The sequence below is a fragment of the Clostridium oceanicum genome (assembly GCF_039521385.1).
GTDB lineage: Bacteria > Bacillota > Clostridia > Clostridiales > Clostridiaceae > Clostridium_F > Clostridium_F oceanicum.
The window spans coordinates 233363-253907 of sequence record NZ_BAAACG010000006.1 but is presented as its reverse complement, the minus strand read 5'-3'; the positions used below and the strand labels follow the sequence as shown (position 1 = coordinate 253907).

General features: G+C 26.2%; 23 protein-coding genes and 1 pseudogene. 3 read left to right on the top strand and 21 right to left on the bottom strand.

Going from position 1 to position 20545, the window contains the following annotated elements:
* Positions 1-15: 15 nt before the first annotated feature.
* From ABDZ71_RS04610 to ABDZ71_RS04520, 19 genes are all read right to left on the bottom strand, one after another.
* On the bottom strand, positions 16-432 hold the full coding sequence (locus ABDZ71_RS04610) for a hypothetical protein (RefSeq protein ID WP_343759310.1): 417 nt from the start codon (positions 430-432) through the stop codon (positions 16-18).
* Positions 425-739 carry a hypothetical protein gene (locus tag ABDZ71_RS04605; protein ID WP_343759308.1) on the bottom strand — a complete coding sequence of 105 codons (315 nt, stop codon included), beginning with the start codon at positions 737-739 and terminating at the stop codon, positions 425-427. Before ABDZ71_RS04605 ends, ABDZ71_RS04610 begins: the two co-directional genes overlap by 8 nt.
* A gap of 9 nt (positions 740-748) precedes the next feature.
* Positions 749-1054: a phage head-tail connector protein gene (locus ABDZ71_RS04600; protein WP_343759306.1), complete on the bottom strand. Its 306-nt coding sequence runs from the start codon at positions 1052-1054 to the stop codon at positions 749-751.
* A 39-nt stretch (positions 1055-1093) separates the two neighbouring features.
* Positions 1094-1912, bottom strand: coding sequence for a hypothetical protein (locus ABDZ71_RS04595; protein WP_343759304.1), 819 nt, complete (start codon positions 1910-1912; stop codon positions 1094-1096).
* An 18-nt stretch (positions 1913-1930) separates the two neighbouring features.
* Entirely contained in the window at positions 1931-2530 is a 600-nt protein-coding gene (locus ABDZ71_RS04590) for a phage scaffolding protein (protein ID WP_343759302.1), read from the bottom strand.
* A gap of 139 nt (positions 2531-2669) precedes the next feature.
* Positions 2670-4121 carry a phage portal protein gene (locus ABDZ71_RS04585; protein ID WP_343759300.1) on the bottom strand — a complete coding sequence of 484 codons (1452 nt, stop codon included), beginning with the start codon at positions 4119-4121 and terminating at the stop codon, positions 2670-2672.
* Between the two features lie 10 nt (positions 4122-4131).
* Positions 4132-5415 (bottom strand): PBSX family phage terminase large subunit, encoded by a 1284-nt coding sequence (locus tag ABDZ71_RS04580; RefSeq protein ID WP_343759298.1) that lies wholly within the window; start codon positions 5413-5415, stop codon positions 4132-4134.
* Complete coding sequence (locus ABDZ71_RS04575) at positions 5408-6229, bottom strand: terminase small subunit (protein WP_343759296.1); 822 nt, start codon at positions 6227-6229, stop codon at positions 5408-5410. Before ABDZ71_RS04575 ends, ABDZ71_RS04580 begins: the two co-directional genes overlap by 8 nt.
* 298 nt (positions 6230-6527) lie before the next feature.
* Complete coding sequence (locus ABDZ71_RS04570; RefSeq protein WP_343759294.1) at positions 6528-6965, bottom strand: sigma factor-like helix-turn-helix DNA-binding protein; 438 nt, start codon at positions 6963-6965, stop codon at positions 6528-6530.
* Positions 6966-7246: 281 nt separating this feature from the next.
* Complete coding sequence (locus ABDZ71_RS04565) at positions 7247-9835, bottom strand: CHC2 zinc finger domain-containing protein (RefSeq protein ID WP_343759293.1); 2589 nt, start codon at positions 9833-9835, stop codon at positions 7247-7249.
* An 11-nt stretch (positions 9836-9846) separates the two neighbouring features.
* On the bottom strand, positions 9847-10413 hold the full coding sequence (locus tag ABDZ71_RS04560; protein WP_343759291.1) for an ERCC4 domain-containing protein: 567 nt from the start codon (positions 10411-10413) through the stop codon (positions 9847-9849).
* Positions 10413-10748, bottom strand: a complete 336-nt coding sequence (locus ABDZ71_RS04555) for a dUTP diphosphatase (RefSeq protein ID WP_425544692.1) — start codon at positions 10746-10748, stop codon at positions 10413-10415. The genes ABDZ71_RS04560 and ABDZ71_RS04555 overlap by 1 nt, the downstream gene beginning before the upstream one ends.
* Before the next feature lie 179 nt (positions 10749-10927).
* Positions 10928-11077, bottom strand: coding sequence for a hypothetical protein (locus ABDZ71_RS04550; protein ID WP_343759289.1), 150 nt, complete (start codon positions 11075-11077; stop codon positions 10928-10930).
* Positions 11078-11092: 15 nt separating this feature from the next.
* Positions 11093-11503 (bottom strand): single-stranded DNA-binding protein, encoded by a 411-nt coding sequence (gene ssb, locus ABDZ71_RS04545; RefSeq protein WP_343759287.1) that lies wholly within the window; start codon positions 11501-11503, stop codon positions 11093-11095.
* Positions 11504-11593: 90 nt separating this feature from the next.
* Positions 11594-12304: an MBL fold metallo-hydrolase gene (locus tag ABDZ71_RS04540; protein WP_343759285.1), complete on the bottom strand. Its 711-nt coding sequence runs from the start codon at positions 12302-12304 to the stop codon at positions 11594-11596.
* Positions 12304-13068: a phage recombination protein Bet gene (gene bet, locus ABDZ71_RS04535; protein WP_343759283.1), complete on the bottom strand. Its 765-nt coding sequence runs from the start codon at positions 13066-13068 to the stop codon at positions 12304-12306. Before bet ends, ABDZ71_RS04540 begins: the two co-directional genes overlap by 1 nt.
* The gene (locus ABDZ71_RS04530) at positions 13069-15009 is read right to left on the bottom strand and encodes a DUF2813 domain-containing protein (protein ID WP_343759281.1); all 1941 of its coding nucleotides are present in this window, start codon (positions 15007-15009) and stop codon (positions 13069-13071) included. It lies immediately after the preceding gene.
* An 89-nt stretch (positions 15010-15098) separates the two neighbouring features.
* Positions 15099-15227 carry a hypothetical protein gene (locus tag ABDZ71_RS04525; RefSeq protein WP_343759279.1) on the bottom strand — a complete coding sequence of 43 codons (129 nt, stop codon included), beginning with the start codon at positions 15225-15227 and terminating at the stop codon, positions 15099-15101.
* Between the two features lie 104 nt (positions 15228-15331).
* The gene (locus ABDZ71_RS04520) at positions 15332-15526 is read right to left on the bottom strand and encodes a helix-turn-helix domain-containing protein (protein WP_343759277.1); all 195 of its coding nucleotides are present in this window, start codon (positions 15524-15526) and stop codon (positions 15332-15334) included.
* Positions 15527-15792: 266 nt separating this feature from the next.
* Here ABDZ71_RS04520 and ABDZ71_RS04515 point away from each other — a divergent pair, with 266 nt between their 5' ends.
* The 3 genes and pseudogenes from ABDZ71_RS04515 to ABDZ71_RS04505 all read left to right on the top strand — a co-directional run.
* Entirely contained in the window at positions 15793-16173 is a 381-nt protein-coding gene (locus ABDZ71_RS04515) for a helix-turn-helix domain-containing protein (protein WP_343759275.1), read from the top strand.
* Positions 16174-16176: 3 nt separating this feature from the next.
* Complete coding sequence (locus ABDZ71_RS04510) at positions 16177-17715, top strand: recombinase family protein (RefSeq protein WP_343759274.1); 1539 nt, start codon at positions 16177-16179, stop codon at positions 17713-17715.
* Positions 17716-17733: 18 nt separating this feature from the next.
* A pseudogene (locus ABDZ71_RS04505) lies at positions 17734-18705 on the top strand (FAD-dependent oxidoreductase); the annotation flags it as partial.
* A 133-nt stretch (positions 18706-18838) separates the two neighbouring features.
* Here ABDZ71_RS04505 and ABDZ71_RS04500 read toward each other — a convergent pair.
* Both ABDZ71_RS04500 and ABDZ71_RS04495 read right to left on the bottom strand, forming a co-directional pair.
* A complete protein-coding gene (locus tag ABDZ71_RS04500) occupies positions 18839-19156 on the bottom strand; it encodes a hypothetical protein (protein ID WP_343759273.1) in 318 nt (105 codons plus the stop codon).
* 52 nt (positions 19157-19208) lie between these two features.
* The gene (locus ABDZ71_RS04495) at positions 19209-20510 is read right to left on the bottom strand and encodes a hypothetical protein (protein WP_343759272.1); all 1302 of its coding nucleotides are present in this window, start codon (positions 20508-20510) and stop codon (positions 19209-19211) included.
* Between the last annotated feature and the right edge of the window lie 35 nt (positions 20511-20545).

Sequence of the window (20545 nt, the reverse complement as noted above, 5' to 3'; positions counted from 1 at the left end):
TAATAATTATATTTTCTATAGTAATCCCTCCTTTAAAACTTCTTGTATTTTACTCATATTATTCACCAAAGCTTTTTGTAAAAATGGGTTTGGTGCTCCAATATTTCTACCCTTAGAGTTATCATTTTTATTTCTTGATTTATTATATTTAATTGGAACTTTTTCTCCGTTTTTATTTTTAACATAAACTCCTGTACCTTGATGCAAATGTACTGACTTTTCTAAAGTATTTCCTACTGTACCCACAACTTTATTTGAATCTAAAACTACACTGTAAAACATATTATCTTTTATATCTAATTGATCTAAAGGACAATTTTTCTTTGCATCTTTTAATATAACCAAACAGGCCTTTGTTACATTTCCTTTAGCTTTATTTAAAAATGATTTTTTAAAATTGTCACAGCTAAATTTAAATTGTTGGCTATCCATTTTTTATCACCTTTAAAAATAATTGATTTAATCTACCATGAGTTATCATACCTTTAATTTGATATATTGTATTTTCATCTATTAATCTACAATTGTAAGAGTTAACGTTATTACTAGAAGTCAAACCTATATGAGTACTTTCATTATATCTAACACTAGATGTATTTATCCTATTATCCACTTCATAAATAGATATTAAAATACTATTACCTTCATAAACCCATTTATCTTTTCTAGCACCACTTTCGCTTATAATAGGCTTATTAATTTCTAACTTTAATTTTCTTATATTGCTATTTATGCTCATAAAATCATCCTATCTAGGTAATTTTCTATTTCTTCTTAATTTTTTTAATATATACTTTGGTAAATCATCAATATAAGTTTGTGATATTCCACTAAAACTTTCACTTAATAAGCCTTCATTACCTAATCTATTAAGCTTAATAATCACTATATCTATTAAAACACTTTCTAATACCTTAGGTATTTCATTTGAATTTATATACTCACTTATTTCAAGCTGTGTTTCTTCAATAAAATCATTAAGTAATTCATCCTTTTGGTTAATAGATACATTACTTCTTCTTTTTATCTTTTCTAGTAACATATTAATATCCATATTATCACCCATAAAAATAGAGAGGTATTATAACCTCTCCTATTGATCCTCACCTTCAACTAATGGTGAGTTAAGCTCTAATGTATATGGCTGTACTACAATAGCTTCATCTCTTAGAATCACACTATCATATACACATAATCCTCTTATTCCATCTGCAAAAGATGATTGTAATCTCATAGCCTCAGTTTCACTTAATTGCTTAGCCGCTCCTACTGCACTTTTGTGATGTGCTATTATGTTTCCTGCTGGCAACTCTTCACTAGACATTACTTGCATACCATTTATTTTTTGTCCTTCTACAAATCCATTTTCTAATACATTAGGATTTATAATAAATCTAGGGTCTTTAGATAATAATCCTAATATTTCTGCATCTACTATTACAAATCTATCCGTTTTAGGTACTTTATTTTTGCTTAATTTAGTACCCATATCTACTATTGAATCATAAACACTATCAGGAGTTAATTTTTTAGTAGTTAATAAATTACTTTTGCTTGAAGCTAACTTATTCAAAACATAACTATCATATTTTTCAGCCAATACTGAAGCATGTTCAGCAGTTGTAGCTTTCATAACGTCTCCCTTTAGTTGGACTTTATCTATATCTGCAAGTGAAAATGCAAAATATTTCTTTTGTTCAAAAGTCATATCTATAGGAGTTGTATTTATATCATCCCAAGATATAGTTCCTGTATAATCTTTTACTGATCCTGCACCAACTCTATTAAATGTTACTTTATCGCCTTTAATATCTGTTGGCTTAGTTGATATTGCGTCTGCTATAGATGTATTGTGAAAATTGGCAAGTAACGCTCCTTCCCAAAGTTGTGGTTTAAAACTATTTACTGACATTATTTAATCTTCCTCTCTCTATTTAATATTGTTATATGCCTCTGCTATTTGTTCTGCTGTCATATTATCAGCATTGTTAACTAAGTAATCCCAATTATTTGATTTAGTTGGTTTAGTATCTGGATTTAGAGGTGTAGCACCTTTTAATCTAGCTCCAAACATATCTTTATATGTTTCTTTAAATTTATTTAATTGTTCATCCAATCCTATTACTTTTCCATCATCATTGATAACTAACTTATCTCTATCAAATTTAGATAATAACAATTCAGCATGCTTAACTTTATTTTTCATTAATGCCTCATTAATAGCAGTATCCAAAGTTAGCTTTCTTATTTTAACTTCACTATCATGTTTTAAATTTTTTATAGTATCTTCATGTTGCATAATGATGTTTTGAAGATTTTCATTATCTGACTTACTATTTTTAAAATCTTCTATCATACTATTTGAAGATTTAAGTTGACTTTCTATATCTTCTTTTTTAGTTTTAAGTTTTCTATATCTCTCTTCTAGATTTTCTTCTTTAGTAATATAAATTTTGTCATTCTTCATCTGTTCAAGGATTTTATTTATGGTATCATCCTTTAGGTCTAATTTTTTTAATAGTTCTTTCATTTATATACCTCCTATATCTACGCTTTTTACAGGTGTTGCTCCTGAAATATAGTTCTTATATTTATTCTTTTACGCCTTCAAATTAAGAAAAAAGGCAAAATAAAAAGCCTTAATTTTAAGACTTTAATTTTAAAATAAGTTATAAATATTTTTTATTCACATCATTCATCTTCTCTTTAGGTACAACTATTTTACTAAATTCAGTTTCACATTGTTGTTTTTCTTTATTAATCTGATTCTCTTCTTGTTTAACATCTTTAATCCATGGATGATTTGCTCTCATAGTTTTGTTACTTATTATTCCTTTAGATTTAATGCAATTATCTATTGTTTCTGATTCGTTTATTTTAATATTCTTATTAAAAATTAATTCTACTTCATCATTATCATAAGTGTAGTTACTACATTGACTTAAATAAATATTCACAAAATATAATAATTCTTCAAAAGCTCTTTTAAAAAGCACCTCTAAAGAATTACATTTCAAATCTATTCCACTATATAAAAACTTTAACGCTATTCCTGATGGTGATGAGCCAAACTTATCAATATCCTTACTTACTCCTTGTCCACATTCATTTATATCTCTTTTTAACTGCTCACAATGAATCTTTATGGCTTCAATATCCATTTTAGGAGTAAGAGTATCTACGGCTCCATCTTGAGGATCATCAATACATATAGACCTGAAATAATTAAGATTATCCATAAATTCTTCTAGATCTTCACCACCATAACCCTTAAGTACAAATATAATATTTTTGACTTCATCAATAAAATTCGCCACATCACTTCTGCTAGAATCATAATTGTCAATTAAGCTTTTTATAAATTTTATATCAGGTTTTTCAATCCTATTATTCTTAAAAGGTATAAAAGGTATTTTCCCCCAAGCACACCACTCATCATCTTTTAAATAATGACCTATGCTTCCTTTTACATCTAAATATTTTTCACTATCAAGTATTATATTTTCACCATCCTTAATATAATACTCAACTTTATCAGGATACCACACTTCTATCTTTGTTAATATTTTCTTTCTAATTCCTTCATAAGCAACTACATCATACAATCTTATTAGTCTATCTAACTCTTTATGATTTTTATCTTTCCACAAAGGAATTATTTGTTCTGATGGTATAACCATAGTATCAAATTCATCTTCATCATTAATGAAAATATGTAACCATCCTATTCCCTTATTAGAAGCTTCATATCCAAGTTCATTCAAAGTATCTTGAAAATGTTTCCCTACAGTAGAACTTATCTCCTTTATATACTGCTCATTATTTGATTTTAAAGTATACTCCTTAGCTAACAAATAGCTTACTTTTTCATCAACAAGATTTTTATAAAAACCATGTGCTAATTTATTATTAGCTTTAAATTTAATTTCTTCTTGTGTACCATTTTTTCTAACCCTTGTTATCCTTCTATTAAATATATCATTATCTACTTCATAATATCTCTGTCCAGTAAGCATAAAATTTCTATCTTCTGATTGTAAAAATTCATCTATTTCTTCTTTTAGCCATTGAATTGTTGTCATTGGACCTTTTGATTTAATTGGACTTATTAATGAAAACATAATCTCCTCCTTACTTAAATACTCTCATTCCACTTCCCTTTAAGTTTGATACTTCATAATCATCTAAAGCATACCAAATAGCACTTAATGTATGTGGATCTATATTAAATTCATCTTCTATTATTTCTCCATTTTTGTTTTCTTTATATGTTAAATTCTTTAACTCATATACAGTATTAACGCACTTATCTGAACAAATAATTTTATGAAATCTCTTTACTTTCTTAGTATATTGTTTTCTTGATCCCTTAAACTTTTTGCAAGCTTTCATCTTAAATCCTTGCTGCCTATAAAACTTTATGGCTTTAGGCTCTGCACAGTCTGCTTTAATAATCTCTCTAGTTTTCTTAAATTCCTCTATATCTTTTGATATTTCTATATCTGTTTTATCTCTACTATAATACTCTTCATAAATATATAAAACTTTATTATCATGATCTACTGCTAATTTTAATAAAGCATTATAAGAAGTAACAAAACCAAAATCCATTCCATTTTTTAATATAGGTTTATTTATATGTTCTATTTCTTTCATCACTTTATCATGATCCATCATTTGAAACTGAGGGAATACAATTTTACCATTAACTCCAAATCTACCTTTACGAGCTATACGCCATAAATCCACATCATGTATCTTAAGCTCGTCTAACTGTTTTATATAACTTTTAGGTACAAAAAAATTATCATCAACTGTTGAGTGGTGATAATATGTATAATTTCTTAATATAACTCTTTTTTCATATAATTCTTCATCATCTAAAATAAAAATATTATTACTCTTATCTTGAAAAAAATACTTATAGCACCAATTGCTTTTGCTTACAGGATTAGTAGAAAGTATTATGTGGTTTTTTACACCTGGATACCTTAATCTTCCCAAGATTTCTTTAAAGCCTTCATATTTAACTTCTGAACATTCTTCTATCCATACAATAGATATACCATTTATAGATTTTAATTTTGAAGGTTTATCCATGCCTTTAAATATTATTTTGCTACCATTTGAGAATCTTATTTGCATTGGTGAAACCATAAACTGCATTGTATTATATACACCCATATTTATTGCAATTTCTTGTAGTAAATCAAAACAAGAATCTCTTATAGTATCAAATACTTCTCTAACTACTAAAACTTTTCTTTTTTCTTCTAAAAGCTTCTTTATAATCTTTATTGCAACATGATAACTCTTGGAACTTCCATATCCTCCCACCAGGAAATAAAATTTACTTTCCCAATCATCTATGAATTGAAAAAATTGATCATTTATTCTAAACTTAATCTTATTCATTTTTTTCACTTGCTTTCACAAATTCTACTTTTATTGGTTGTATATCATCAATCTTTACTTTATTTCTTAAAACTTCAATTCTAGCTTTTTGCTCTTCTGTTGCTATGTCCATATGATCACTTAACCATTTAAGTGCTTTCATTTTGTCATTCAATTTTACTGATATATTATTTTTCACTTGTGATATTTGACTTATAACAGTTCCATCAATTTTATTACTATCCTTCAAATCAACATAATTAATTTCAAGTGTAGTAGTTTTATTATTACTTTTTTTACTTGGTACAACTATTTTTTTCTTCCCAAATGTAACATAATCAGTTATATCACTAAAAGCTATATCAACATATTTTTGAAAGATATCCTCTTCACTTAACAAAGCCTTATTAAATCTATCTTTTTTTAATTTCTGTATTTCTTCCTTTATACTAGCATTTCCAAGTAATCGAGGACCATTTGTATTGGCTGTAATATAATCACAATCATATGCTTTTAAATATGACTTTGTAGCATTAAAACATCTTATATAATAAATACAAAAAAGCTTCTGTTTATCTGTGAATTTAGAATTTATTATATCCTTTACTTGTTCTGATTCAACTTGCTTTTTTATGTTATTATATTTATTCTTTATTGTAGATTTTGTTAACTTATTCTTGATCCATGGAATACCTTTATCTTTATCTCTTTTAGACCAGCTTTTTATGGTTCCTAAGCTAATTCCAAATTCACTAGATAATTTTTTAAAAGTATATTTACCTGTTTCATATGCCTCTTTTATTACTTCCTTACTTGGTGCCCTTATATCACCCAATACCACCTCACCTCACACTAATTCTTTTGTTCATTTTTACTATTAAAAAATTCATTCAAAGCCTTTCAAATATACTATATTAAATGATTAAATATACTAAAAATAAAAACACCTATATACTAGGTGTAAGATAAATCTTATTCCTGTACACAAGTGCCTTATTATAATAACAAAAATATTTATGTTACTACACAAATTATAATTTAATATTCTCTGTAATTTAAACTTTCCATGTTCTTATTATATTATATATATACAAAACATTACTATATAGTTTTTCGTTATTTTATCAATATATTTACGTTACTTTATCATTAAATAATAATAATTGTAATTTTTTAATTGATTTATTTCTTATAACTCTACAACTAACTTCAGTTAAATTAATTAATTCAGATATTTTATTCCAACTTAATTTATTAAAATATCTTAATTCTATTATTTTCTTTTGCCTATCTTCTAATGCAGCAATAGCACTTTCTATTTTCTTTATTTTTATTTGTATATGTTCTTTTACTGATTCAAGATATTCAATTTTCTTTTCTTTTGATATTATTTCATTTTCTACATTACTATTAAATTTATTAGTATTTCCTGTATGTTCTTTATATTGAGCTGCTCTTATACCTTCATAATTTAATTTTAAGTCTCTAATATCTAAAGTAAGATTCATTTCCTTAGCAATTAAATCTTTATAATTATATAACATGTATTCTGTTTTTTTATATAAATTCACTAATATCACCTCTTAATTTTACAGTAACATTTTCAATTTAGTACAAAATGTTACTGTTTTAATGTGTATTAAATTCACCAATTATAACACCTAAGATGTATTTTTCTTTAGTAACATTTTTGTAAAAATAATGTACCTATCTTTTTATAACATATATAAATAACTATCCGTACCTGTAGTTTATTTTTATATTTATGTTACTTTGTTACTATATATATATATAATAGCAATACCAATACTTTAAATGGGTAACAATCTGAGTAACACTTAGGTAACGTTTTTTATTTTTTGTTACCTAAATCAAAAGGAATAATTTTTTCTTTTTCATCTATAACTTCTGTAAAATCTGGCGGAACAATTGCACTTATCTTTAATTTTTTTAACATTTCAACATCATAAGTATCAAATCTAATAACTTTCTTTTCTATTCTTATTAACTTATTGGAAAACCCTATTACGTATCCAGCTTTTTTAGCTTGCTTTTTAAAATCTCTTAACTTTAATGGAATAATGTCCGCATTTACTCTTGCTACATGTTCATGTATTTGATTTATCATTTCGGACGTTTTAATAAATAATCCATCACCTCTATATTTAACTACATCATCAGAATTTAGCGCTCTTCCATCATCTATCATGTCATTATACAAAAGTAACATTTTTTCAACTAAGCTTTGTGTATCTCCTGCACCTTCTAAAACTTCAACTTTTATATTTTTAGTAATATACTTATCAAATTCAGTTAATTGTTTTAATCTATGCTTTTCTAACAATAAATTTAATATCCTTATTCCACAACTTTCATTAATAGCAGTATTTAAAATTCTATTATTTAACCCTTTCATTTCAGAGTTACAATCACATCTTATTCTCCTATAGCCATCTACTCCTATTTCCAAAATTAATTGTATTAGACTTCTACCTAGTTTGTTTAATAATATTTGATTTTTTATTAACCATTCCATAGCTTTTGTATTTTCTTCTGTTCTTTCTCTTTTAGATAAATAAACTATAGAGCTTCTTTCTATTAATGCTTTTTCCTGGTTTGGATAACTTTCTTCACCTGCAATTATTACTGGCCTACTTAAATTAAAATCAGTTGTTTTTAAAGATTTATTACCTTTACTTATAGTTGTTCTATCATATAAATTTCTAAGTGTTTCACTTAAATTTAATATTTTATATCTATCTAAACTAGAAGGTTTAAATTCATCAAATAACATTGAATAATTTCCATCACTTAAACTCTTTATTAATGCAAAATTACTTATTAATCCTATAGCTTTTATATCTTTCTTAGGATAATTTAAAATTTGAGCCACTATGTTTTCAAGTATTGTACTTTTACCAGAACCACTTTCACCAACTATTAAAAGGTGATGCAATTTATATTTAAGCTTTTCACATTGATATACTGCTAAATTATTTATAATAGTTCCAATAATACTTATAGATTTTTCAGGACTTGCAAATTTAAAAAGATGTTTAATTAATTCTTTTAACTCACCTTTTTCTATTGAATTAATTTCTAATATATCAGCATTATTTCTTCCATCACTTTTAATATTTTTATTTATTCCATTTTCAGTTATAGCTCCATTGTTTTCTACAAACATTAATCTTTCATTTTTTTCTATAAATTTAATTCCTGAATAAACTCTTTGATTTTCTATTGCAAAAAATTTATTTATCCATCCTTTTAATTTGTTTAAATCCTCTATTCTTCCATCAAAAACAAGATCCATAGATCCTAAAAAGTGCTTAAAAGATTTAACATCATCAAATGCTGTACTTTTGCCTGTTCTTTCAATAATATTTCCTGTAATACTTTTAAATTTTAATTTTATTCCTTCTTCTTCTTCTTCAACAAATTCAATCCTAGTTGCTTCAACTAATCTAAAATCAGTAATATATTTTTTTATTTCTAATACATCATCTGATTTCTCTTTAAATATTGTCTTATAAATTCCTCCTGTATCTTGCTGCAGCTCATATTTATTTTTTAAATCTAAACTCCTATTAAATGCTGTAATTAAATCTTTCTTATTATGGCCAATCTCTACCCAGTCAGTTACATCTTTGTTATCACCTAACTGTTTTATTCCTGGAAGATTTATAAATTTAAATTCTTTACAATAATTTTTGAATGTATTATAAACATTCCACTTATATTTCTCTCCAGCTTGTCCAGTATCACCAATAACATAAATTCTTAATCTATGTTTTTTTAATATTTCTAATTCTTTACACCCTTTTAAGCTAGTTGATACATAATTTATATTTTTTAAGAGAGAATTTATTGTATTAGCATCTTTTTCACCTTCAACAACTATTATTACTTTATCTTCTTTTATAGCTTGTAAAACATTATATAGATTATATGGAACTTCATTAGTACCTCTTTTGTTTATTACTTTTCCATCCTTTATATGATAATAAGATAATTGTTTCTTACCTTCTCCTATGTCAAATTTTGCTTTATAATAAAGTATTTCTCCCTTTTGTCCAATAAATTCAAATAGCCCTAATAATTTTTGACCTTTTCTATACTCTCTAAGTTCCCATTCAACCCTATTTAATATTTTATCTTTATCTTTTTCTTTTTCAGTTTTTTCTATTGGAAAACCTAAATATTCTCTGGCCTTTATATAATCTAAATTTTTATATTTCTCTATAAAATCAATTGCATCACCACAAGATCCACAGCCAAAACATTTAAAGAAATCTTTGTTCGTATTTGAATTAAATTTTACTTTTAATGAAGGTGTTTTTTCCATATGAAAAGGGCACTTAACGTACCCTTGTTTATTAAATTTTTCTCCTGTTTCTGTTTCTATAAGTTCTTTCAAATCAATATCTTGTATTTCCAAACCTCCACCTCCTAAGCTGACTTTTCTATATATCCTTTATTCTTTAGTATTTCTCTTATATGATAGTGTAGTGTTTGATGTATCTTAAATCCACTATATTTTTTGTCTATAAACTGCAAATTCAATCCATATCTTGCTATAAAAGTCTCCATTGTACCTATTGCACTAGCTGGCCTATACTTACTTCTATAATCTCCTTTTAGTATTTTTTCATATCCATTTTTATCTTCTATAATAAATACAGTTTTAGTATTATATTTATCTAATCTTAAAAATTCATTTTCTAACCTATCTCTATCAACAAAATTCCCTATAAGTTCATCAACATATCCTTTTCTTTCTACTGCAATTTCATCTGAAAAATACCAATCTCTATTAACCCCTAATATTTTAGTTTCTTCATTTGATTCTATATAAGCTGAATAATCTCCCTGATCCAATTTTTGAACTATATACCTTTTTTTCTTTAAATCAAAATAATCTAGTATGTGTTTATTAACTTGCTCCCTTGTATCTACTACTATTACAAGATTTTTAAGAAGCTTTTTTATTTCTGCATCAGTAAACCTATATTTCATTAATACCCTTCCTTTACTCTATTTATATTAATTTGCCTTTTCTTAAAAAAGGCATCTTCTATTTCTTTATGTTTAAATCCTAACTGGTTACCAACTGATAAGAAAAAATGTAATACGTCTACATATTCTTCTAAAATTTCATCACGTTCCATAGGACCTTTATTACTCCAATGTTTAAATATCCTGGTTGCATTTGCTAGTTCACTAACTTCTACATGTAAAGCTAATATTGTATCTGTTAGAAGTTCTTTTTCATCTATCTTCTTTTTCTTATTCTCTAAAATATAATCATCTAATTCTTTTTGTAATTCATATAGATCCTTTAAGTTAATCATTTCAAAGCTTCCTTTCATATGATTATCAATTGATAATTAATTTCCAAAATTGTATTTCATATATCCTTATTTCTTAATATATTTATTCTCTCTAATAAATTTATTTAATTGATAACATATACTGCTATCATTACTACCATATATTTCTGCTAATTCTACATAAGTTATCCCTTTTCTTTTTAATATATATATATATCCTCTAAATCTTTAACTTTCCACTTTCTTCTTTTATCTATTTTTCCTGTTCTATAAATTTCAAAAGCCTTTTCAATACTTAATGGCTTTTTATTTAATATAGCTACACATAATACATACCAATTATCTAGCATCTAAAATCACCTCTGTTAAAAAGGTATATCTCCTTCATCTACTGGAGTAATATCTTTTCCATAGTCTTCAACTTGATTATTATCAACATTACCAGTAATATTGTTAGATTTAAAATTCAAAAAGTCAGTTTCTTCTGCTACAATTTCAGTAATATATACTGTATTGCCTTCTTTATTTGTATAATTTCTAGTTTCAATTCTTCCTGAAATACCTATCAAATCACCTTTTTTGCCACAATAATTAGATGTTGATTCTGCTTGTTTCCTCCAAATAACTATTGGTAAAAAATCTGCTTGAGGTTGTCCTTCTTTTTTAAATTTTTTATTCACTGCTAGAATCCCTTTTGCTACAGCTGTACCATTGCCTGGTAAAAATGTAAGCTCTAAATCTTTTGTCCAACGTCCAGTTAAATTTACTTTATTCATTATTTTTTCCTCCTAATAATTTAGCAACTATTACTATAATTGCTATCAAAAATATTATTGTTGTTAATCCTTGCATCATAAATTCTCCTATTAAATTTCTATACCTGGTACTGCAATATAAGTAGGTATACCGGTTAAACCTTCAATTTCTTCTTTAAATTCTGTTTGATTACTATTATTTAATGATAAATGAATTAATGTTATTGTCTTGGTATTAGATAAATCCCAGCTTTTTAGCGTCTCTTTTAATGTTTGCAAGCTCATATGAGACTTAACTGTTCTTTTCTGATATGCTTCTAAATCTTCCATGTATTTTTCCGAATAATTGCATTCTACAAGGATATGGTCCACATTCTTAAATTTATATTTTAAATAACAAGTATCCGTTACAAATAGTATTTTTCCTATCTTTTCATGTTGTATTAAATAGCCTAAATTTTGGCACTGTGAACCATCTGAATTAATATGCTGACAATTGAATGCCCTTATATTGAAATTTCCTACTTTAAATTTATCTTTATTTTCTATTATCTTTGTCTTATGCAAATTGTGGCACTTATATTTTTCAAACACTTCTACTGGAGCATATATCTTTCTTATGTTCTCTAACACTCTTTTAAAAGCTCTACAGTGATCAAAATGTTTATGACTTATTAAACATCCTTTAACTCCCTCAACACTGCAATTTAAGCCTTTAAGTATATTTCTCCAATCAATTCCACATTCAAGCAAAAGTTTTTCTTTACCTGCTTCAATAATGTAACAGTTTCCTTTACTTCCTGAAGCTAATACTTTAATCATTAGTATGGAGCCTCCTGCTCTTCATCTTCTTCATTTACAATTTCAGCTTCAATAAATTCTTCTTTTTCTTCTTTATGCTTTTCATTTTTTACTGGTTCTGTATCTTCTATGTCAATAACTTCTTTATTAGCTTCTTCTTTTATCTCTTCCTTAACTTCTTGATGAACATCAACAATTTTAGATTCATCTATTCCCATTTCTTCCTTAGAATATAAAGCACCAATATCTCCCGGAAATGCTTCTCTTAGCGCTTGTACTAGTGCAACTTTCCTAATCATAGTAGCTGGCATACTCTTCCATGTACTTTGATGCTTTCCATATTCAGCAATTGAAACTTTAGATACTATTGACTTTTCTTTTCCTTCAACAAAAACTTCAGCCCATCCACCTACTAATGTATCACTTGATAGTTTAAAGCATCCTTCAAGTTCCATTACCTTCTTATCTCTAACAATAATTATTCCAGCTCTATGACCTTTATATCTTGGATTTTCTTCTGCCTTTCTCATAAAAGCCTCTTTACCTGTAACTATTTGAGCATCTTCTCCAAATTTAACCAAATATGCTTCATTTAAAAATGGATTAAGCTTTCTATACTTACATAAGTTCATGAAAACAACTAATTCCTTGTTTGTTATTTGTTTATTACCTCTTGCTAGATAATTTTTAACTATGTTCCCTGTAAGTTTAACTTCTTCTTCTCCTACTTGATATACCATTTCCTTTTCTAATAATGCTACTGAACTGTTATTTTTATTTGTCATTTACATTACCTCCACTCTAAATTCTTTATCTGTACTAACTATTAAATTAATTATTTGAGAATTAGTTTCTATAAGCTGATTAACTGATTCTCTATTATCTATAAATATTGGAGCTTGTACACCATAATGGCTACATAAAGTATTTATTATATCTAGCCCTGCATTAATCTTTGCAGCAGTATTTAAATTACTTGTAAATGTAACTCCATCAATGCAAGGTTCACAGCACTCCTCTAACCCTCCATTAATTTGATTATTAAACATTTTAAATTTTACATATTTAAATTTACTATTAACCTTGTCTTCTAATAACTTAACTTTACTTCTTATAAACTCTTCTGAAAGAATCTCTAACCCTTCAAGTTCTGCTATATTTTCACTTAATTTAGTTTCTTTTTCTTCTAATTCATTAATTCTATCTAGTGTTTTTTGATTCATTTCTTTATAAGCTAATTGACTATTTATATATTCTAATTCCATACTTAAATCTGTTTTTTTCTTTTTTAGTTCTGATATATCTACTTGTTTAAAGTCTTCCACTTGATTCTTTAATGCTTCTATCTCTTCTTTTAGTTTTTTACTTTCCTCTGTATCTTCTATATTTACATCCTTTATACTATTTAATTTACTTTTCAAATTTTCTAATGTATTTTGATATAATTTAATATTTTCTCTTTGAACTTCTAATCTTTTTTGTAATAAATTAATTCTTTCTTCTATGTCCTTTTTTTCTTCTGCAACCATTTTCCCTTGTTTTATGTTTTCTTCTAATTTCTTTGCCTTTGATATATTGAAGTTTTGTTCAAGTTCTATCTTCTTATTTTCTATATCTTCGTTATCAAATTTTCTTTTACAAGTAGGACATATAAAATTATTTTCATCTATTTCAAAAGTTGATACTTTAATATCCCTATATTCTTTCAAAAGTTTATCTCTTTTAGGTTTTAAAGTATTTTTTATATGTGTGTCTCTTCTTTGAATATCTCCTTCTAATTCTTGAATATTAGTATTAGAATGCTTTATTCTTTGTACAGTCATTCTTATTTTAGATTCTAAATTTTCTTTAGGTTTATTACCTTTCAATTTAAGTTCATATTCTAATTGAGATAAGTTATATTCTTTTTCAAGTATCTTATTTTTAATTTCTATCAAACCTTTATTAATTTCACTTTTATCTATTATTTTTTTATCTATGTTTTTTATTCCCGCAGTAATACTTCTCTTTTGAAACTCTAAAGCATCAAAATCAAGTTCTTTCATTGAATTATTAAGCTCATCTATTCGTGAAGGTATTTGCTCCCTGTCTTTGTTAAGTTGTCTTATTTTAGACTTATTAGCTTTCATAAAATCATTTAACATCTTATCCTTTATGTGTTTTTCTAATGGTTTCAAGTCTTTATTTGATTTTATTACATCTATATTATCTACATTTTCAATAATTGAATATATAATCTTTCTCCTATTCTTCCATGGTAATGCTGAAAAATACATAGGATTTGTTATTAATTTAAATATCTTTTCATTTAATAACTCATCTATAAATTTTTTATATTCAGTTACTTTTTTAGGTACTTCATTCACATAATACTTATTTTCATAGCCTTTAAATTCTGTATTAGCTGTACCTCTAACTTTACTGTATTTTTCCTTATATACTCTTTTTAAAACTATTTCTCTACCATCAATTACTAGTGTTGCTTCAATTACTGTTTCTAAGTTGTGAATAGGATTATTATTTTTATCTAATGGTTGCACATCAAACTTAGTTGAATCCTTACTATCTTTATCAAATAATAAAAATGTAAAAGCATCTTGTATTGAAGTTTTACCTAATCCATTTTCTCCAAATATGTTAGTACCTTGTCCAAACTCTAAGTTTAGATTTTTTATACCTTTAAAATTTCTTATACTTAAATATCTTAAAATTATTTTTTTCAACATTATATCTCCCTTCTATAGCTTGTACTTTTTTATGAAACATAAAACCTAAATTCACATAAGTTAATCACTTTACATCCTTATTTGTTATATTATTCTTCTTCATCCATATCTAATATTTTTGAAGCATTGTTTTCATATAGTCTTAGTACTGCTTCTGTTACCAAAGCCGGAGTTTTTTCAGTTGATATTACTTCAACTTCTATATCCTCTATGTTCACATTTACCTCCTACAATATTTTTCAATATCATGATATGCATTAACATTTACTTATGATAATCTTTTTTACTCCATCCACATAAATAACTTTTACTTTAATTTTCATTACTTTGCCTCCTTGCAAAATATATCTTCAATAGAACAATCTAAAACATTTGCTATTTTTTTAGCTGTAGAAATTCTAGGTTCTCTATTTCCGTGTACTAATCCATGTGCAGTAGCTTGTCCTATTCCTGCAGTTTTTGCTAATTTATAAGTTGATATTTTTTTATTTATTAATATTTCTTTTAATTTATTCATCCTTGACCTCCTTTCGTTATCGAAAGCATGTATTGATTATATTTCACATTACGAAAATATTCAAAGCATATATATTACTATTTTTTGTTATTTATCAAAACCATTTTGATAATTCTCATAAATCCTTTTTATTGCTTAAATTATTTTCGCTTTCGAAAATTTCAACCCTATAAAAGTACAAAAATTAATTGACTATGGGTAAACATAATGATAAAATATTTTTGATTACGGAAATATTTATAATTAAACATAAAGGAGAATTTAAAATGAATATATCTATAATGGGTTTAAATATAAAAAAAATAAGAGAAAAAAAAGGTATGAGTGCTTACAGATTGGCTAAAGATGCGAAAGTAGGTGTTTCTACTATTTCACAAATTGAAAGTGGTAAAAGACAAAGTTTGAATTCTAATACAGCAGAAAAAATTGCTAATACTTTAAATGTGTCTGTAGATGAATTAATGGCTACAGAAACTAATAAAGAATACATAGTAACAGATATAGAACAAACAATTAAACTTATATTATCAAGTGATGAATTACTTCTTGATGACTTAGAATTAACCGATACTGAAAAGTTACAAATTGAAAGTGCATTAAATGCAACTTTTACTCTTATAAGAAATCAAAGAAAAAAGGAGAATTAATAAATGGAACGCATAGCTATATATTCTCGTAAATCTAGAGAAACAGATACAGGAGAAAGTATAAAAAATCAAATAGATATGTGTAAAGATTATTTTAGGAGAAAAGAAAAATGTACATTTGAAATTTTTCAAGATGAAGGTTTTTCAGGAGGAAATACCAATAGACCAGCTTTCAAAAGAATGATAGAACTTGCTAAACATAAGCAGTTTGATATAATAGCTGTTTATAAAGTTGATAGAATAGCAAGAAACATAGTTGATTTCGTAAATACCTTTAATGAGTTAGAAAATCATGATGTTAAACTAGTTAGTATTACTGAAGGTTTTGATCCTTCTACTCCTATTGGTAAAATGATGATGATGCTTTTAGCATCTTTTGCAGAAATGGAAAGAATGAATATCGCTCAAAGAGTTAAAGATAATATGAAATCGCTTGCTAAAATGGGACGTTGGAGTGGCGGAACTCCACCTACTGGATATAAAAGTAAAACTATAGTTAATAATAATGGTAAAAAAGAGACTTATTTAGAATTAATAGAAGAAAAACAACACCTTATTGAATCTGTATTTAAAGAAATAGCTGAAGGCTACTCTACATACCAGGTTGGGAAACTGCTCAATATATCACCTAAAACAGTTTCAAATATTATAAGTAATCCAACTTATGTAGAATCAAATGAACTAAGCGCAAACTACTTAAAATCTATTGGATATAGTATATTTGGAAAACTAAATGGAAATGGATATCTAGTTTATAATCGTAGACCTAGAAAAAAAGGCAAAAAATTATTTAATGCTAAAGAAATGTTTGTAGCTGTTTCCAATCATAAACCTGTAATAGATTCTAAAACATTTATATCTGCTAATAGCAATATAAAAGATAGGGCAATAGAATCTAAGCCTAGAATATCGAATGAAAGCTTTTTAGCACATCTTGTTGAATGTAGTTGTGGTAACAGCATGTATATAAGACCTGGGCATAAACGAAAAGATGGAACTAGAAATGTATATTTTGTATGTTCTAAAAAAGGAACTAAAGAAAAATGTAACTCTAAGTGGTTAAGAATAGATATTGTAGAAGAAACAGTTATAAATACATTTAGAAAAATATCAGTAGACAATACTACATTAGATAATTATTTAAAACAAAAAAATAACTCTATAGACTATTCAAATATAATTAAAAATCTAAAAAAACAAATTAATAAAAATAATAAGGATATAAATTCTTTAACAGATAAATTGGTTCTTCTTGAAGGTCCATCTATAGATATAGTATCTAAAAAAATAAATGAACTTGCAAATAAAAATACAACTTTAAATGAAGAACTATTAAAAATAGAAAGGCAAAAAATGTTTTCAAAAGTTGACGGAGAAAACGTGGTTGTTTTATCTAATAATATAAGAAGATTCTTAAAAAACTTTGATAAAATAGATATTACAGAAAAACAAAATTTTATTAAATCTATAGTAAAAAAAGTAGTATGGAATAGTAATGCCAATAATAATAAGGGGAAAATTAGCATTGAATTTTTAAAATAATTATGGAACAATTTTAGTTGGGCAGGATGTGCAGCTGCTATAAGTGCTAAAAAGGCAGGAGCGGACGTTAGCCTTTTTGAAAGAACTGATATGATTTTAGGTCTTGGAAACGTAGGCGGAATAATGAGAAATAACGGAAGATACACAGCCTCAGAAGAACTTATGGCTTTAGGATGTGGCGATTTAATAAACATTACAGATGAAAATAGTAGACATAAAAATATAGATTTCCCAGGACATAAACATGCATGGCTTTATGATGTTAACACAATAGAACCGGCAGTAAGAGATTATGTAAGGTCTATGGGTATAAAGATAAATCTAATATCTAGGGTTATAGATGTAAAAAAAGATGGCAATAAAATAAAAGGAATCTATTTATCTGATGGAACTTATGTAGAAGGTGACGTATTTATAGAAACTACAGGTTCCACAGGTCCTATGGGTAACTGCTTAAGATACGGAAACGGCTGCTCTATGTGTATACTAAGATGTCCTGCTTTTGGACCAAGAATAAGTTTAAGTCAAAGGGCTGGAATAGATGATCTTCAAGGAGAAAGAAAAGAAGATGTTTTAGGTGCCTTTAGTGGTTCTTGTAAACTTTCAAAAGATACCATGTCAAAAGAATTAGTAGATGAACTAGAAAAAACTGGCGTATTAGTTTTAAAAGTTCCAAAAGAAGATATAAATTTAGATAAATTACAAATTAAAGTCTGTCAGCAATATGCTCTAAGAGAATTTGCAGAAAATATCGTAGTACTAGATACAGGTCATGCAAAACTCATGACTTGCTATTATCCTCTAGAAAAACTCAGAAAAATAAAAGGCCTTGAAAAAGTAAAATATGTAGACCCTTATGCAGGAGGTAAAGGTAATTCTGTAAGATATTTATCTGTAGCTCCAAGAACTGATGACATGAAAATAAAGGGTCTTGACAATATGTTCTGTGCTGGAGAAAAGTCCGGATTATTCGTAGGACATACAGAAGCTTGTTAAAGCAAAGTGCAAGGAACTAGGAAGATTATTGTTTAGGGAATTTAAAGTACCTATGGTGTAATTGTATTATAAATTTAATAAAACGTCATATATCCTTACTTTATTTTAAGATATTACTATAGTTTTATTAATTATCAACCTTTAATATAAACTCATTATTATGTTTATGAATTAATAAAACCCTATGAGGATTTCCCTTTTCCCAAGTATTTAATCCTTTCTTAATTAAATACTTACCTATCTCAATACTTCGTAATTCTGGACACTTCCCCCAAAAAGTATTGTTAATATGTATATCAACAGTATTTTCTACTTCACCAATATGAATAACTACCTTATCCCAAGATTCATTGAAAAATTCAGCCCTATTTAATTTAGAAATTCTAACCCCATATCCTGAACCAGAAGAATTATAACTGCCATTATTCCATGTCGTAACTATCATAATACTTTCTCCCTTTTATATTATAAAATATATCATACTTATATATTTAAAATTATTTATTATTAAACAATTCTTTTTCTTCGTCATCAGATAATAGCCTTTCACGATATTTTAAATCATTAGGAACATTTTTATTAATCATACAGTTATTTTCTAAACATTCTAAATACAATGCTAGTTTAACTAATGCATAACATTCAAAATCACCTTTAGCATTCTCAAATGAAACATATTTTTCAAAAAACGGACATGCTTCTTCCAATTGTATATACGCCAATTGTTTGTTATCAAAACCTGAATCATAACTTAAATAACTAATTTTCTCTAAATTATAATTGTATCTTCCTCGTTCATCACTTCCACTATAAGGTGATTGTAACTGAATATATAGTGATGTTTCTATATTTTTTTCAGGATACAATAATCCATTATTTTCAAAACCTTTATAACTCATATTTTGAATACTATTATGTTCAAATGAAATAGCATATCTTAATACATTTAGATATAAATTTATCTTATGTTGGTTTTGTGGATTTGATAACCTAAGCTCAAATAAATTAATAATGTTATCAAAGGGATGCCAAACTTCTAAACCAAATCGTTCTTTCAACTCTTTGTTTAAATTTCTTAGATACTCAACATAATTATCAAATTCTTCTTCTTTTTTTATAGGTGTATTCCTCAAATCACAAATAACTTGCTTTTGATATTTATCAATAGCGTTTATTATTTCTCCAACAAACTCTAGCCTTGTTTTAACATATTTAAATATTTGTGGTATATATATTTGAACCCTTTTATTTATATTTTTATCTTTACTTGTATAAACAACTGCATGAATATCACAGTTATCATTAATCCATATTCTTCTATTATTCCAAATTACATACGGACTACATTCAACGTCGTTATCTTGATATCTTTTATGCCTACTTGTTTCTACTGGATGAACTGAACATAAAGAACGCAAATATTCAAAATATTTCTCATCTGTTCCTTTACCATCCTTACCAGACTGATTAAAAATCTCTGTTGACTTTTTAAATTTATCGTTCGGTACATCAAAAATTTTTGATAACTCTTTTATACAATCTATTACTACAGACGCAGCATTCATAAAGTTATAAAAATCAAATGCACTTCTAGTATATATACCAGTATTTAACTTAAGTCCATTTAAATAATATACTGTATCATCAAGCCTGTTCATTATTGCACAAATTTTATCCCATGCACGATACTTCTTTTTATATGTTTTATTATATGAAATATTTTGTTGTTCATTTACTTTATTTCTCAATTTATGGAGAACATCAGTGTTAAGATTTATTTGAAATACATGTTTATTCATCAAAATATCCTTTCATTACATAATCCTCTATTTAT